Genomic DNA, 12,912 nt, shown 5'->3' with positions numbered 1-12,912 from the left:
CGACCGTCGCCGCCGACCTGGCGGTGGAGGCCGAGGTCCGGGGCCTGGTCCCGGCGGCCGTGGAGGCGCTGGGGCCGCTGACGGCGCTGGTCAACAACGCCTCGGTGTTCGAGGACGACCGGGTCGGCGGCCTGGGGCGCGGGACCTGGGACGCCCATATCGAGACCAATCTGCGCGCGCCCATCGTGCTGGCCGAGGCCTTCGCGGGCCAGGCGCCGGACGGATCGGCGATCGTCAACCTGCTGGACCAGAGGGTGCTGAAGCCCGATCCGCGCTTCTTCTCCTACGCCCTGTCGCGCAACGGTCTCTGGTGGGCGACGCGGACCCTGGCCCAGGCGCTGGCGCCGCGGGTGCGGGTGAACGGCGTGGGGCCGGGGCCGACCCTGCCGTCGGTGCACCAGACCCCCGAGGACTTCGCCGCCGAGGCCGGGGGCGTGCTGCTGCAGCGGGCCGGCAGCCCCGAGGCGGTGGCGTCGGCGGTGCGCTGGCTGGTTGAAGCCGAGCTGGTGACGGGCCAGATGATCGCCGTCGACGGGGGCCAGCACCTGGCCTGGAAGACCCCGGACATCGTGGAGTAGAGACCGTGGCCGCATCCTCCTCCCCCCTGCCCTTCCCATCGCCCGGCGCCCCGGTCCACGAGGGCCTGACCGTCTTCGTGCGCGGGCTGGAGGTGGCCGCCGGCATCGGGGTGTACGACCACGAGCAGGGCCGGCTGCAGCGGCTGGTCATCGACGTGGCGCTGGAGCTGGCGCCGGCCCCGGTCGAGCGGCTGGCCGACACCATCAACTACGAAAAGGTCGCCCAGGCGGCGCGCGGGATCGCGGCCGAGGGCCACGTCGGCCTGGTGGAGACCTTCGCCGAGCGGCTGGGCGCGGCCATGCTGGAGGACCCGCGCGTGCGGCGCTGCACGGTGCGGATCGAGAAGCCGGGCGCCCTGGGCGACGACGCCGTGCCGGGCTGCGAGCTGATCCTGGGGCGGTGAGGCCGCAGCTGGCCCTGGGAGCGGTTGCGCCGGGCGAGCGGGGCCGTCATACCTGACCGTGGACTCGAAGGACCTCCGATGGCCGAAACCGGCGATCCCAGACATCCGGCCGGCGACGCCCCGGACGACCACGACGACCTGATCGGCTTCTCCAGCCCGGCGTCGCTGCAGGGCCGCGCCCGCGAGCCGGAGGAGGAGCCTGAACCGGAGCCCCGCGCCGGCCGCCGCCGCCGAGCGGGACCTGGTTCGATCCGCCCGAGCCGGAGCCGGAGCCCACGCTGCGGGAGGAACCGGTGGTCGAGCCCGTCTTCGCGCCCAAGCCCGAACCGGCGCCCCGCCCGGCCCGGGCCGAATCGGTGTTCGAGCCCTCGCCCCGCCTTCGCCGCCCCCGCCCCGCGCGGCGCCGCCCGGCCGCCCCGGCCGAGACGCCCGGCGGCATGGGGCTGTACGCCGTCTACGCCCTGATCCTGTTCGCCGTGCCCACCCTGGGCGTGTCGGCGGTGATCGGCCTTTTGGCCGTGACCGGCCGCGACGGGCCGCAGGACGAGCTGGCGCGCACCCATTTCGTCTATCAGCAGCGCACCCTGTGGGCCGCGGCGGTGGCCGCCGTGGCCGGGATCATCCTGCTGGCCGCGCCCTTCGCCCTGGGGGTGCCGATCCTGTTCCTGCTGGCGCTGTGGACCGTGCTGCGCGGCGCCTCGGGCGTCTGGACCCTGAAATCGGGCCGGCCGATCGCCGACCCGCGCAGCTGGTGGATCTGAGGAGACCCGCGCATGTCCTACGTCCCCCCCGAAGAGCGCGACCGCGCCGAGTTCCGCCCCGGCGGCGAGGGCGAGGGCAAGGTCCCCGCCCTGGCGGTGTGGGCGCTGTACCTGCTGTCGATCCCCAGCGCCAACATCCTGGTGCTGGTCGGCCTGGTGGTCGCCTATGCGGCGCGCAGCTCGGCGACGGGCCTGGCCCGGGCGCACATGGACGCCCAGATCCGCCTGTTCTGGTCGGTGTTCTGGTGGACGGTGGCCTGCTGGATCGCCATCGCGGTGAGCATCCTGTTCTCGGTGATCCTGATCGGCCTGCCCTTCCTGTTTATCTTCGGGATCCTGTGGTTCCTGATCAGCGTCTGGTTCACGGTGAAGAGCCTGTTCGGCCTTCTGGCCCTGCTCGGCGACCGGGCGCCCTGATCACGACTGCGAGGTTTCGCGGTTCGGCGGGGAACGCCGGGGCGGGGACCGGCTTTCCGTAGTGTCGGTTCGCCGACACAAGGGACCCACGCCATGACCGATTTCCGCGACGTCCGCGCCGAGCACCGCTTCGAACAGGGCTTCGTCGACCCTGAGGGCCAGACGCGCGCCGTGTTCGCCGAGTATGCGGTGCAGGACGGGACGCGGATCATCCTGCACGTCGAGGCGGACCCGGCGCTGCGCGGCGGCGGGGCGGCGGGGCGGTTCATGCAGGCCCTGGCCGACCATGCGCGGGCCGAAGGCCTGAAGCTTCTGCCCCGCTGCAGCTACGCCGTCCTCTGGCACCGCCGGCACCCCGAGTACGACGACGTCCTGGCCGCCTAAGGACGCTCAGCCGTAGCCGCCGATGATCGGCAGGACCTCGCCGGTGATGTAGCTGGAGCACTGGGGCGAGGCCAGGAAGACGAAGGCGGGGGCGATCTCCTCGGGCTGGGCCGGCCGCTTCATCACGGTCTTGGCGCCGAACTGGGCGACCTTGTCGGCGGGCTGGTCGGCGGGGTTCAGCGGCGTCCAGACCGGGCCGGGGGCCACGACGTTCACCCGGATCGCCTTGGGCGCCAGGTGCGTGCCCAGGGACCGGGCGAAGGCGTGGATGCCGCCCTTGGTCATCGAATAGTCCAGCAGCTTCTCGCTGCCCGTGATGCCGGTGACCGAACCCGTCATGACGATCGAGGCGCCCGGCTTCAGGTGCGGGACGGCGGCCTTCACCAGGTTGAAATAGCCGTAGAGATTGGTCTTCAGCGTGCGGTCGAAATGCTCGAGGGTGAGGTCCTCCAACGCCTCGACGTGCTCCTGGAAGGCGGCGTTGGGGACCACCACGTCCAGCCGCCCGAAGGCCTCCAGCGCCGCCTGGACCGCGGTCTCGCAGAAGGCGGGGTCGGCGACGTCGCCCTTCAGCACCAGCGCCTTGCGGCCCTCGGCCTCGACCGCCAGGCGGGTCTGCTCGGCGTCCCGGTCCTCATCGAGGTGGCACAGGGCGACGTCGCAGCCCTCGCGGGCGAAGAGAACCGCCACGGCGCGGCCGATGCCGCTGTCGCCCCCGGTGACGATGGCGGCCATGCCCTCCAGCTTGCCCGACCCCTTCCAGAAGGGGGCGTCGTAGAGGGGGCGGGATCCAGGGCGGCCTCCTCGCCGGGCTTGCGCTGGTGCTGCTTGGGGAACGGGGGCTCGGGATAGGGCCGCGCGCCGGCCTGGACCGCGCCCCCGCCCTTCCCGCCCGGGGGCGGTCCGGCCTTCGCGTCGATCTGACCCTGAATCTTCCGCTCGTGATCGGCGATGCGGTCCGCGCGGGCCTCGAAACGGTCGTCCATCGTTCGACTCCTTCGACTGTTCAGAAAGAGAAGCCGATGGAGCGCCGGGCCGTTCCCGCGCATTATGCCGTTCGACGGACGCGAGGGTCCGGCGAGGAGGCGCCATGTCCGGGCTTGATCTCGATGCCGTCGGCGCGGCCGCGGGGCCGCTGCAGACCTGGGTCCTGCCCGCCCTTCTGGGTCTGGGCCTGGCGTCGGCGACGGGGCTCAGAACCTTCCTGCCGATGCTGATGCTGGCGGTGGCGGCCAAGTTCGAGCTGTTCGGAATCCGGCTCATCGACCAGATGGACTGGCTGGCGTCCTGGCCGGCCATCTCGGCCCTGGCGATCGCGACGGTCGCCGAGTTCGCCGGCGACAAGGTGCCGGCCATCGACCACGCGCTAAACGTGATCGGCTATGTGACGCGGCCGGTGGCGGGCGCGATCGCGGCAGGCAGCGTCTTCTGGGCGGTGGATCCCACGGCGGCCGCGATCGCCGGGGTGATCGTGGGCGCGCCCGCGGCCCTGGCCTTCAACGCCGCCCAGACCGGAGCCCGAGTGACCTCGACGGCCACGACGGGAGGATTGGGCAATCCGGTGGTGTCCTTCATCGAGGACGTGCTGGCCTTCGTCACGGTGATCCTGGCCTTCCTGGCGCCGATCATCGTGCCGGTCGTTCTGATCGTGCTGGCGATCCTGGTCTTCCGCCTGGCGCGCCGCATCCGCGATCGGAACGACCCCCGCAACGACCCGACGCCGGCCTAGAGGCGCGCCCCACGATGGCTTTCAGCGTCTCGGCCCTCGGGACGGCAGGTCCGAGGCCAGCCGCCCGGCGAGTTCGCGGGCCCCCACCGGATAGGCGTCGCCGCCGTCGGCGATCTCGCGGGCCATGGCGGCGGCCTGGAGCAAGACCTTTTCCAGCGCCTCGACCTGTTCGACCGCCAGGGCCCGCGCCTCGAGCTGCAGGCGGCGGACCCGCTCCGCCGTCGTTTCGGGCTGGCGCATCAGGTCGTAGATTTCGGCCTCGGCCTGGACGAGACGCAGATCGGGCTGGGCGGGCGGACGCTTAGGCATGAGATATCTCCTGCCAAGGCAAAGCCGGGGCTTGGCCAGATGTTCCCGTCGCCGACGATCCGAGGCGCAGGTCGCGGCCCGGTGTGACTCTCAGGCCTCAGGTCTGGTCCCGACCGTGCTCAGGCGGCCTCGCCGCGCGCCTCCAGTCGGGCTTCGGCGTCGCGCACGGCCTCGATCGCGCGGTCCAGGACCTCCAGGCCCGCTCCGGGACGGATGGCTTCGACGGTAAGGATGCGGCGGAAGGCGCGGGCGCCGGGCCGACCGTGCATGACCCCCAGCATGTGGCGGGTCATGGCGGGAAGATGGACGCCCTCGGCCAGGCGGGCCGCCATGTAGGGACGGTAGCGTTCAAGAGCGGCGAAGGCTTCGACATCCGGGCTGGCCGCGCCGAACAGGCGGCGGTCGGCCTGACCCAGGATGGCCGGCTCGTGATAGGCGGCGCGGCCCAGCATCACCCCGTCCAGCTGGATCCCGTCCGAAGCGTCCAGGTGCGCCTCGGCTTCGTCCAGGGAAGGGACGCCGCCGTTGATGCTGACCGACAGGTGCGGCCGTTCGCGCTTCAGCCGCCGCACCAGGGCGTAGTCCAGCGGCGGGACGTCCCGGTTCTCCTTGGGCGACAAGCCCTGCAGCCAGGCCTTGCGGGCGTGGACGATGAAGACCTTGACCCCCGCCGCGGCGCAGGCGTCGACTGTCTGGAAGAGCGAGACCTCGGGATCCTGGTCATCCACGCCGATACGGCACTTCACGGTCGCCGGAACCGAGACCGCGGCCTTGATGGCGGCCATGCAGTCGGCCACCAGCTGAGGCTCGCGCATCAGACAGGCGCCGAAGCGGCCCGACTGGACCCGGTCCGAGGGGCAGCCGACGTTCAGATTGATCTCATCATAGCCGTAAGCCTCGCCAATCCGGGCGGCCTCGGCGAGCTGATCGGGATCCGAACCGCCTAACTGGAGCGCCACCGGATGCTCCACCGCGTCGAAGGCCAGCAGCCGGTCCCGGTCGCCGTGCAGGACCGCGGGGGCGGTGACCATCTCGGTGTACAGCAGCGCCCGCGCCGTCAGGGCGCGGTGGAACGCCCGGCAATGCCGGTCGGTCCAGTCCATCATGGGGGCGACGGACAGCCTGCGGTCCAGGGTCGGCGGCATCGGGTCCTAAGGCGGCATGGGGTCGAAGGCGCGCTCCATAGCCGAAACCGCGGCCAAACGCGACGACCGGGCTTGCGGGCGGCGCCGTCCGGGCGGACTCTGCTCGCGGCAAGGGAGGTTCGACATGGCGGGTTGCGGTCATCTGAGCTCAATCGACCAGGTCACGCCGGGGTCGAAGGGCTGCGAGGAATGCCTGAAGAGCGGGGGCTGGTGGGTGCATCTGCGCCTGTGCCGGACTTGCGGGCACGTGGGCTGCTGCGACGACTCGCCCAGCCGGCACGCGACCGCCCATTTCCATGCGACCGGGCACCCGGTGATCGAGGGCTACGACCCGCCAGAAGGCTGGGGCTGGTGCTACGTCGACGAGACCTTTGTCGACCTGCCGGATCAGACGCCGCAATCGGGGCCCATCCCGCGGTTCTTCTGACGCCTGGCGGAACCGCCTCCGCTTCCCATCGGTTCAAGGAGCCTCCAAGGAGGACAATCCCGATGATGAAACCGATCCTCGCCGGCGCGGCCTGTCTGGCCCTGCTGGCCGCCTGCAACCAGGAACGCTCGCCCGAACCCGTCGACAAGGCCCAGGACGCCGCCGCCGGACCGGTGGGCCAGGTCTCGGCCGCGACCGTCGGCGCCAATACGGTCGGAGGCTACGTCCCCTCCGCCGCGATGGGCGACATGTACGAGATTCAGGCCGCCGACATCGCGCTGCAGCGGTCCCAGAACGCCGACGTGAAGGCGTTGGCCACCATGATCAAGACCGATCACACGGCGGCCACCAACGCCCTGCAGGGCATGCTGCCCCGCGCCGCGCCCGGCGTGACGGCCCCGACCACGCTGGACGAGCGCCGCCAGGGCCTGCTGGACAATCTGCGCTCGGCCTCGGCGGCGAACTTCGACGCCGCCTGGCTGGATCAGCAGATCGCGGCCCACAACGAGGCCCTGACCCTGCACCGGGGCTTCTCGGACCAGGATTCGCCGCTGGCGGCACACGCCCGCGCCGTAGTCCCCAAGATCGAAGCCCACCTGCGCGAGGCGGAGCGGCTCAAGGCCTCGATGTAGCCGTCGCCCACGGGCGGTCGACCCGCAGGCCGGCGTCCTGAACGCCGGCCTGTTCTCGTTCAGGAGCGGCCGAGGGTCAGGGTGTAGTCGCCGGCCGCGTCGCGGCGGGCCGTGGCGCGCGGCTGGAACGGACGGATGATGAAGACGGTGTCCTGCACCGCCGCAAGCGTGGCTCGAGGGCCGTCGACTTCGCCGCGATGGACGGCCAGGCCGCTGTCGTCGTCGGCGTCGAGAATGTTGACGTAGAGGTTGGCGTTCGACGGCGCGAAGGCGACCGTCAGGGTCTGCCCCGCGGCGACGGGAACGATCCAGACCTGGGTCTTGTAGCCGACGACCCGGCCGGTCAGGACCTTGGAGCCGTCGCGCGGAAACTGGACCATGGAAGGCGTCTCGTCCGGCGACAGACGCACTCGCACCGCGGCCAGATCGACCGTCGGCAGGGGGGTCTCGCCCGAAGCGGAGGCGGCCTCCGCTGGAGCCTTGGAGGCCGGCTCGTCCGCCGGCTGCGAGCATCCGGAGATGATGGCGAAGGCTCCGAGAAGCAGGGGAACGGCGAAGATCCGGGTCATCGGAAGGGCTCCTGACAAGGGCGTCGGGACGAACGTCGTGGCGGGTGTGGAGACCTCCAGGACGCCGGTCGCGACCATGGATGGCCGGAACGAGCCCCGCCATGACGGAAGGCAAGGGTTCCGAGCGCCTCAGGCCTCGGCCTTCTGGCGCTCTTCCTCCTCGTCCTCCAAGGCCTCCGCGGCCTCCTCGTTCAAGGCCTGACCCTCGCGGCGCGGCTTGATGTACGGCTCGGGCTTGGTGGTGCGGATGTTGCCCCGCATCAGCGACCGGCCCGCCTGGATGCCTTCGACGACCTGCAGCGACAGGCGTTCCTCGTCGCGACGGCGCACATCCTCGATCGTCTCCTCGGCCTGTTCGTGGGTGAAGCCCAAGTCGATCAGCACCTGGTAGCCGAAGACCAGGGCGCTCTCGAACGTCTCGCGCAGCTGATACTCCACCCCGGCCTGGATCAGGCGGATGGCGTGGCCGCGGTCGTAGGAGCGGACGAACAGCTTGGTCAGCGGGAACTCGGCCTTGACCAGCTCCACGATCCGATCCGCCACCTCGGGCTTGTCCACGCAGACCAGGATGGTCTCGGCGTTCGCAGCCCCGGAGGCCCGCAGCACGTCCAGCCGGGTCCCGTCGCCGTAGTAGACCTTGAAGCCGAAATTGCCGGCGGCCTGGATCATCTCGACGTCGGTGTCGATGATCGAGACGTCCACGTCCCGCGCCAGGAGCGGCTGCGAGACCACCTGGGCGAAACGGCCGAAGCCGATGATCAGGACGCGCTCGCGCAGGTTCCGCGCCTTGTCGACGCCCTCGGCGGCCTCGGGATCCAGGTTCGGGGCGGGCATCAGCCGGCCGACGACCATCGTGGTCAGCGGGGTGAGCACCATCGACAGGATCACGATGGCCGTGGCGGCGGCCGAGATCCGGGCGTCGAACACGCCCGTGGCCAGGGCGGCCGCGTAGAGGACGAAGGCGAACTCGCCGCCCTGGGCGAACAGGACGGCGCGCTCGACCGCCTCGCGCTCGCTGGCCTTGAACAGGCGGGCGACCCCGTAGATGGCGACCGCCTTGACGGCCATGAAGGCGATCACTCCGCCGACGACGATCCGCCAGTCGGCCATGACGACGCCGAGGTCCAGCGACATGCCGACGCTGAGGAAGAACAAGCCCAGAAGGATGGCGCGGAAGGGCTCGACGTCAGCTTCGAGTTGATGCCGGAAGGTGGATTCCGACAACAGGACCCCGGCCAGGAAGGCCCCCATGGCCATCGACAGCCCGCCCAGGTCCATCAGCCAAGCGGCCCCGACCACGACCAGCAAGGCCGCGGCCGTCATTACCTCGCGCCCGCCGTACTGGGCCAGGACGCGAAAGACCGGGTTCATCAGGAAGCGGCCGGCGAAGAAGACGATCGCCACCGCGCCGATCGCCAGGCCCATCGTCCGCCACAAGGGCGGCGCGGCCTCGCCAGCCAGGCCCATGGCGGACGCCATGACCGCGACCACCGCCAGGAGCGGAACGATGGCGAGGTCCTCGAGCAACAGGATGGAGACGGCGCGTTGCCCCTGGGGCGCCGCCAGCTCGCCGCGCTCGTCCAGCATCTGCATGATGACGGCGGTGGAGCTGAGGACGAAGCCCATGGCGGCGACGAAGGCGACCGGGATCGACAGCCCCGCCGCCATGCCGGTGAAGGTCAGGAGCAGGCCCGCGCCCAGGACCTGGGCGGCGCCCAGGCCGAAAATGTCCTTCCTCAGACTCCACAATCGCGACGGCCGCATCTCCAGCCCGATGATGAACAGGAAGATGACCACGCCGAACTCGGCGACGTGGAGGATGACCTCGGGCTCGCGGAACAGGCCGACGCCGAACGGGCCGATGGCCAGGCCGGCGGCGAGGTAGCCCAGGACGGAGCCCAGTTGCAGGCGCCGGAAGATGGGTACGGCGACGACGCCAGCCGCCAGCAGGGCGGCGATGTGGCCAAGCTCGAGACCTCCGGTCGGTTCCGCCATCGTGTTCCCCTGTCAGCGTCGCGGTTCATAGTGGGGGGCGCCGGCGCGATACGCCACCCCGAAGGTCTGCCGTGACGCGCGGGTCCGTAGTAGGCAAGCGGGATGACGTCCGCCGAACAGATCACCCCCAGGATCGCGCGCCGCATCGCCCTTGCGGCCCAGGGCTTCGGGCGCGCCCGGCCCGTCGACCCCGGCCGCCGCCATGTCCGCGACCTGGCCCGCCGGCTGGGGGTGATCCAGATCGACAGCGTCAATGTGGTGACGCGCACCCACTACCTGCCCGCCTTCTCGCGGCTGGGAGACTATCCGCGCGAGGCGCTGGAGGCCGAGGCCTGGGGGCCGAGGCGCGGCCTGTTCGAGTACTGGGGCCACGAGGCCTCGATGATGCCGCTGGAGCTGCAGCCGCTATTCCGCTGGCGGATGGAGCGGGCACGCGGCGGGGCGATGTGGACCGGACTCGCGCGGTTCGGGCGCGAGCGCCGGGACTATATCGACGGGGTGCTGGCCGAGATCGAGCGGCGCGGGCCGGTGACGGGCGGGGACTTCGCCGAGGGGCCGCGCGGGGAGCCGGGCTGGTGGTCGTGGTCCGACGGCAAACGCGCCCTGGAGTGGCTGTTCTGGGCGGGCCTGATCACGACGAAGACGCGGCGCGGGTTCGAGCGGGTCTATGACTTGACCGAACGCGCCCTGCCGTCGCGGATCATGGACTTGCCGACGCCCACGGAAGCGGACGCCCAGCGCGAACTGGTGCGCACCGCCGCCCGGGCCCTGGGCGTAGCGACGCAGGCCGACCTGCGGGACTATTTCCGCCTGCCTCTGGCCGAGGCCGGGCGCGGACGGGCGAGCTGGTCGAGGCGGGCGAACTGACGCCGGTGCAGGTGACGGGTTGGCGCCAGCCGGCCTATCTGGCCGCAGGGGCGAGGACGCCGCGCAAGGTCGCCGGCGGGGCCCTGCTGTCGCCGTTCGACAACCTGATCTGGACGCGCGACCGCACCGAGCGGCTGTTCGGCGTGCGGGTGCGGCTGGAAATCTACACCCCCGCCCACAAGCGCGCGCACGGCTACTACGTCCTGCCCTTCCTGGAGGACGAGGCGATCACCGCGCGGGTGGACCTGAAGGCCGACCGCAAGGCGGGGGCCCTGCGGGTCCAGGCCGCCTGGCGCGAACCGGACGCGACGCCGGAGACGGCGGCCCGGCTGGCGAAGGAGCTGCAGCGCATGGCCGGATGGCTGGGGCTTTCCGAGGTCGAGGTCGTCGGCAAGGGCGACCTGGCGGCCGAGCTGAAGGGAGCGGCCTCGGCCCCTTCTTGACGAAGTGGACACTGATGTCCACTTACACGCCATGACCCGCCCCCTCCGCAAGGACGCCGCCGACCGCCGCCGCGCGCTGCTGGCCGCCGCGCGCCATGTGTTCGCCGAGGAAGGCATCGACGCGCCGCTGGACCGCATCGCCGAAAAGGCCGGGGTGGGCCGGGCGACGCTGTACCGGAACTTTCCGGGGCGAACCGAGATCGCCCTGGCGGTTCTACTGGACGACATGGCCGCGCTGGGCGAGCGGTTCGTCGATCGCGACACGCCCGACGCCTTCCTGGAATTCCTCGCCGACCTGTCGGACCGCATGGTCCGCAACGCGGCCCTGGGCGGGGTGGTGCGGTCGCCGCCGTCGCCCGAACTGCTGACTCCGCTGCGGGCCGCCATGGTCGACGCGGCCGCCGAGCCGCTGAGGGTCTCGCAGGCCGCGGGCGTGGTCCGGGCCGACTTGACGCTGAACGACATCCGCGTCCTGGCGGCCATGCTGGGCGGCGGCCTGCACAATGCGACGCCCCGCGAACGGAACGGCATCGCGCGTCGAACGCTGGAGCTTGTGCTGGACGCCGTGAGGGCGCGCCTCGGGGAGGAGGCATGAGCCGCCGGAACTTCCATCTGCCGTGGGCCGAGTATCTCGAGACCCTGCAGCCGCACGAGCGGCCGATGATGTCCGGCTCGCCAGCCACGCCGGATCACACGGCGCCCTGGCGGCTGGCCTACGCCGGGGCCGGCCTGCTGATCACCGCCACGGGCAGCATCGGCAACGCCGTGGTCACCGCCAACACGCCCCAGCTGGCCGGCGCGCTGGGCGTGTCGCTGACGGAAGCCGCGTGGCTGCCGGTGGTGTTCGTCATGACCAACGCCTGCATGAACCTGCTGCTGATCAAGTTCCGGATGCAGTACGGGCTGCGGCTGTTCGCCCAGATCTTCCTGGTCGCCTATGTGCTGATCGGCCTGGGAACCCTGCTGTTCGAGGACTACCAGTCGCTGCTGATCGCCCGCGGCTTCGCGGGCATGGCGGCCGCGGCCCTGTCGACGCTGGGCATCCTTTATCTGGTCCAGGCCTTCCCGGCCAAGCTGCGGATCGCCGGCCTGCTGGTCGGCATCGGCGTCTCGGGCCTGGCCATCCCCGCGGCGCGGCTGTTCTCGACCTCGCTGCTCGACCTGTCGGAATGGCGCGGGGTCTATGTGTTCGAGTTGGGGCTGGCCCTGCTGGCGCTGGCCGCCGTGCTGGCCGTGCGGCTGCCGCCGTCTGAGCGCACCAAGGTCTTCCAGCCCCTGGACTTCGTCACCTTCGCCCTGTTCGCGCCGGGAATAGCCCTGCTGTGCGCCGCGCTGGGCCTGGGCCGGATCGTCTGGTGGACCGAGGCCGCCTGGATCGGCTGGGCCCTGATCGGCGCAATCGTGCTGCTGACCGCGGCGGTCGTCATCGAATACAATCGCCAGACCCCGTTGATAAACCTCAGATGGATGGCCGGGCCGGACATGGTTCGGCTGGGACTGGTGATCGTCGGCACTCGCATCGTCCTGTCGGAGCAGACCTCGGGCGCCGTCGGCCTGATGACCCAGATGGGCCTCGGCCCCGAGCAGCTCTACGGCCTGTTCTGGGTGATCCTGATCGCCACGGCGGCGGGGACCGTGGTCAGCATACTGACGCTGAAGCCGGACCGGCTGATGGCCCTGATCGCCATCGCCCTGGCCCTGATCGCGGTCGGCGCCTTCCTGGACGCCCGCTCGACCGTCCTGACGCGGCCGGCGCAGCTGTACTTCAGCCAGGCCCTGATGGCCTTCGCGGCCGCGTTCTTCATCGGTCCGGCGATGCTGATCGGCTTCCTGCAGGTGCTGCAGAAGGGCGCCCAGAACCTGGTCAGCTTCATCGTGGTGTTCGTGGTCGGCCAGAACGTCGGCGGCCTGATGGGCTCGGCCCTGGTCGGCACGATCGAGACGATCCGCGAGAAATTCCACTCCAACCAGCTGTCGGCGGCGATCAACCTGGGCGACCCGGACGTGGTCCTGCGCCTGCAGCAGCTGGGCGGCGCCTATGCGCGGACGATCGGCGACCCCGCCCTGCGCGCCACCCAGGCCCAGGCGACGCTGCAGCAGCAGATCACCCAGCAGGCCCATGTGCTGGCCTACAACGACGTCTTCCTGCTGATCGCGGCCTTCGCGGCCGTGGGCTGCGTGTGGACGACCTTCCATCACCTGAGGCCGCGCATCCTCGGCCCGCCGGGCCGCGCGCCGGGCCGGCCAGCCCG

At 71.3% G+C, this 12,912-nt stretch carries 15 protein-coding genes and 1 pseudogene; 11 read left to right on the top strand and 5 right to left on the bottom strand.

Translation table 11 applies throughout. From position 1 onward, the window contains the following. The 5 genes from AC2W7C_RS05865 to AC2W7C_RS05845 all read left to right on the top strand — a co-directional run. A partial coding sequence (locus AC2W7C_RS05865) for an SDR family oxidoreductase (protein WP_486000601.1) occupies positions 1-578 on the top strand: 578 nt, incomplete at its 5' end. Between the two features lie 5 nt (positions 579-583). Next, positions 584-982: a dihydroneopterin aldolase gene (gene folB / locus AC2W7C_RS05860; RefSeq protein WP_486000600.1), complete on the top strand. Its 399-nt coding sequence runs from the start codon at positions 584-586 to the stop codon at positions 980-982. Between the two features lie 293 nt (positions 983-1,275). Further along, the gene (locus AC2W7C_RS05855) at positions 1,276-1,743 is read left to right on the top strand and encodes a hypothetical protein (protein WP_486000599.1); all 468 of its coding nucleotides are present in this window, start codon (positions 1,276-1,278) and stop codon (positions 1,741-1,743) included. Between the two features lie 12 nt (positions 1,744-1,755). Beyond that, a complete protein-coding gene (locus AC2W7C_RS05850; protein ID WP_486000598.1) occupies positions 1,756-2,160 on the top strand; it encodes a hypothetical protein in 405 nt (134 codons plus the stop codon). Positions 2,161-2,253: 93 nt separating this feature from the next. Beyond that, on the top strand, positions 2,254-2,544 hold the full coding sequence (locus AC2W7C_RS05845) for a GNAT family N-acetyltransferase (RefSeq protein WP_486000597.1): 291 nt from the start codon (positions 2,254-2,256) through the stop codon (positions 2,542-2,544). Positions 2,545-2,550: 6 nt separating this feature from the next. Here the strand turns inward: AC2W7C_RS05845 and AC2W7C_RS05840 are convergent, their stop codons facing one another. Beyond that, a complete protein-coding gene (locus tag AC2W7C_RS05840; protein WP_486000596.1) occupies positions 2,551-3,279 on the bottom strand; it encodes an SDR family oxidoreductase in 729 nt (242 codons plus the stop codon). A 355-nt stretch (positions 3,280-3,634) separates the two neighbouring features. Between AC2W7C_RS05840 and AC2W7C_RS05835 the strand changes: the two genes are divergently transcribed. Then, positions 3,635-4,273, top strand: coding sequence for a DUF4126 domain-containing protein (locus tag AC2W7C_RS05835; protein ID WP_486000595.1), 639 nt, complete (start codon positions 3,635-3,637; stop codon positions 4,271-4,273). A 21-nt stretch (positions 4,274-4,294) separates the two neighbouring features. Here AC2W7C_RS05835 and AC2W7C_RS05830 read toward each other — a convergent pair whose 3' ends face one another. Next, entirely contained in the window at positions 4,295-4,582 is a 288-nt protein-coding gene (locus AC2W7C_RS05830) for a hypothetical protein (protein ID WP_486000594.1), read from the bottom strand. A gap of 119 nt (positions 4,583-4,701) precedes the next feature. Next, the gene (dusA, locus tag AC2W7C_RS05825; RefSeq protein WP_486000593.1) at positions 4,702-5,727 is read right to left on the bottom strand and encodes a tRNA dihydrouridine(20/20a) synthase DusA; all 1,026 of its coding nucleotides are present in this window, start codon (positions 5,725-5,727) and stop codon (positions 4,702-4,704) included. Between the two features lie 124 nt (positions 5,728-5,851). Between dusA and AC2W7C_RS05820 the strand changes: the two genes are divergently transcribed. Both AC2W7C_RS05820 and AC2W7C_RS05815 read left to right on the top strand, forming a co-directional pair. Then, positions 5,852-6,154: a UBP-type zinc finger domain-containing protein gene (locus AC2W7C_RS05820; RefSeq protein WP_486000592.1), complete on the top strand. Its 303-nt coding sequence runs from the start codon at positions 5,852-5,854 to the stop codon at positions 6,152-6,154. Between the two features lie 62 nt (positions 6,155-6,216). Further along, positions 6,217-6,786 (top strand): DUF4142 domain-containing protein, encoded by a 570-nt coding sequence (locus tag AC2W7C_RS05815; RefSeq protein WP_486000591.1) that lies wholly within the window; start codon positions 6,217-6,219, stop codon positions 6,784-6,786. A 59-nt stretch (positions 6,787-6,845) separates the two neighbouring features. Here AC2W7C_RS05815 and AC2W7C_RS05810 read toward each other — a convergent pair whose 3' ends face one another. Together AC2W7C_RS05810 and AC2W7C_RS05805 are read right to left on the bottom strand one after the other, a co-directional pair. Continuing rightward, positions 6,846-7,355, bottom strand: a complete 510-nt coding sequence (locus AC2W7C_RS05810; protein WP_486000590.1) for a hypothetical protein — start codon at positions 7,353-7,355, stop codon at positions 6,846-6,848. Positions 7,356-7,484: 129 nt separating this feature from the next. Then, on the bottom strand, positions 7,485-9,350 hold the full coding sequence (locus AC2W7C_RS05805) for a monovalent cation:proton antiporter-2 (CPA2) family protein (protein ID WP_486000589.1): 1,866 nt from the start codon (positions 9,348-9,350) through the stop codon (positions 7,485-7,487). Between the two features lie 102 nt (positions 9,351-9,452). Here AC2W7C_RS05805 and AC2W7C_RS05800 point away from each other — a divergent pair. The 3 genes and pseudogenes from AC2W7C_RS05800 to AC2W7C_RS05790 all read left to right on the top strand — a co-directional run. Beyond that, positions 9,453-10,660, top strand: a pseudogene (locus tag AC2W7C_RS05800) (winged helix-turn-helix domain-containing protein). Positions 10,661-10,691: 31 nt separating this feature from the next. Next, complete coding sequence (locus AC2W7C_RS05795; protein ID WP_486000588.1) at positions 10,692-11,255, top strand: TetR/AcrR family transcriptional regulator; 564 nt, start codon at positions 10,692-10,694, stop codon at positions 11,253-11,255. Beyond that, a partial coding sequence (locus AC2W7C_RS05790) for an MFS transporter (RefSeq protein WP_486000587.1) occupies positions 11,252-12,912 on the top strand: 1,661 nt, incomplete at its 3' end. The genes AC2W7C_RS05795 and AC2W7C_RS05790, both read left to right, overlap by 4 nt.

The organism is Brevundimonas sp. CURTG3B2_SDJG, from assembly GCF_057364705.1.
This window is presented reverse-complemented; position numbering and strand designations above follow the sequence as displayed.

Bases quoted from the DNA above. Each gene is read 5' to 3' on its own strand.
- AC2W7C_RS05830 (WP_486000594.1), bottom strand. From the start codon at position 4,582: ATGCCTAAGCGTCCGCCCGCCCAGCCCGATCTGCGTCTCGTCCAGGCC.
- AC2W7C_RS05815 (WP_486000591.1), top strand. From the start codon at position 6,217: ATGATGAAACCGATCCTCGCCGGCGCGGCCTGTCTGGCCCTGCTGGCC.
- AC2W7C_RS05805 (WP_486000589.1), bottom strand. From the start codon at position 9,350: ATGGCGGAACCGACCGGAGGTCTCGAGCTTGGCCACATCGCCGCCCTG.
- AC2W7C_RS05820 (WP_486000592.1), top strand. From the start codon at position 5,852: ATGGCGGGTTGCGGTCATCTGAGCTCAATCGACCAGGTCACGCCGGGG.
- dusA (WP_486000593.1), bottom strand. From the start codon at position 5,727: ATGCCGCCGACCCTGGACCGCAGGCTGTCCGTCGCCCCCATGATGGAC.
- AC2W7C_RS05840 (WP_486000596.1), bottom strand. From the start codon at position 3,279: ATGGCCGCCATCGTCACCGGGGGCGACAGCGGCATCGGCCGCGCCGTG.
- AC2W7C_RS05845 (WP_486000597.1), top strand. From the start codon at position 2,254: ATGACCGATTTCCGCGACGTCCGCGCCGAGCACCGCTTCGAACAGGGC.
- AC2W7C_RS05850 (WP_486000598.1), top strand. From the start codon at position 1,756: ATGTCCTACGTCCCCCCCGAAGAGCGCGACCGCGCCGAGTTCCGCCCC.
- AC2W7C_RS05835 (WP_486000595.1), top strand. From the start codon at position 3,635: ATGTCCGGGCTTGATCTCGATGCCGTCGGCGCGGCCGCGGGGCCGCTG.
- AC2W7C_RS05795 (WP_486000588.1), top strand. From the start codon at position 10,692: ATGACCCGCCCCCTCCGCAAGGACGCCGCCGACCGCCGCCGCGCGCTG.
- AC2W7C_RS05810 (WP_486000590.1), bottom strand. From the start codon at position 7,355: ATGACCCGGATCTTCGCCGTTCCCCTGCTTCTCGGAGCCTTCGCCATC.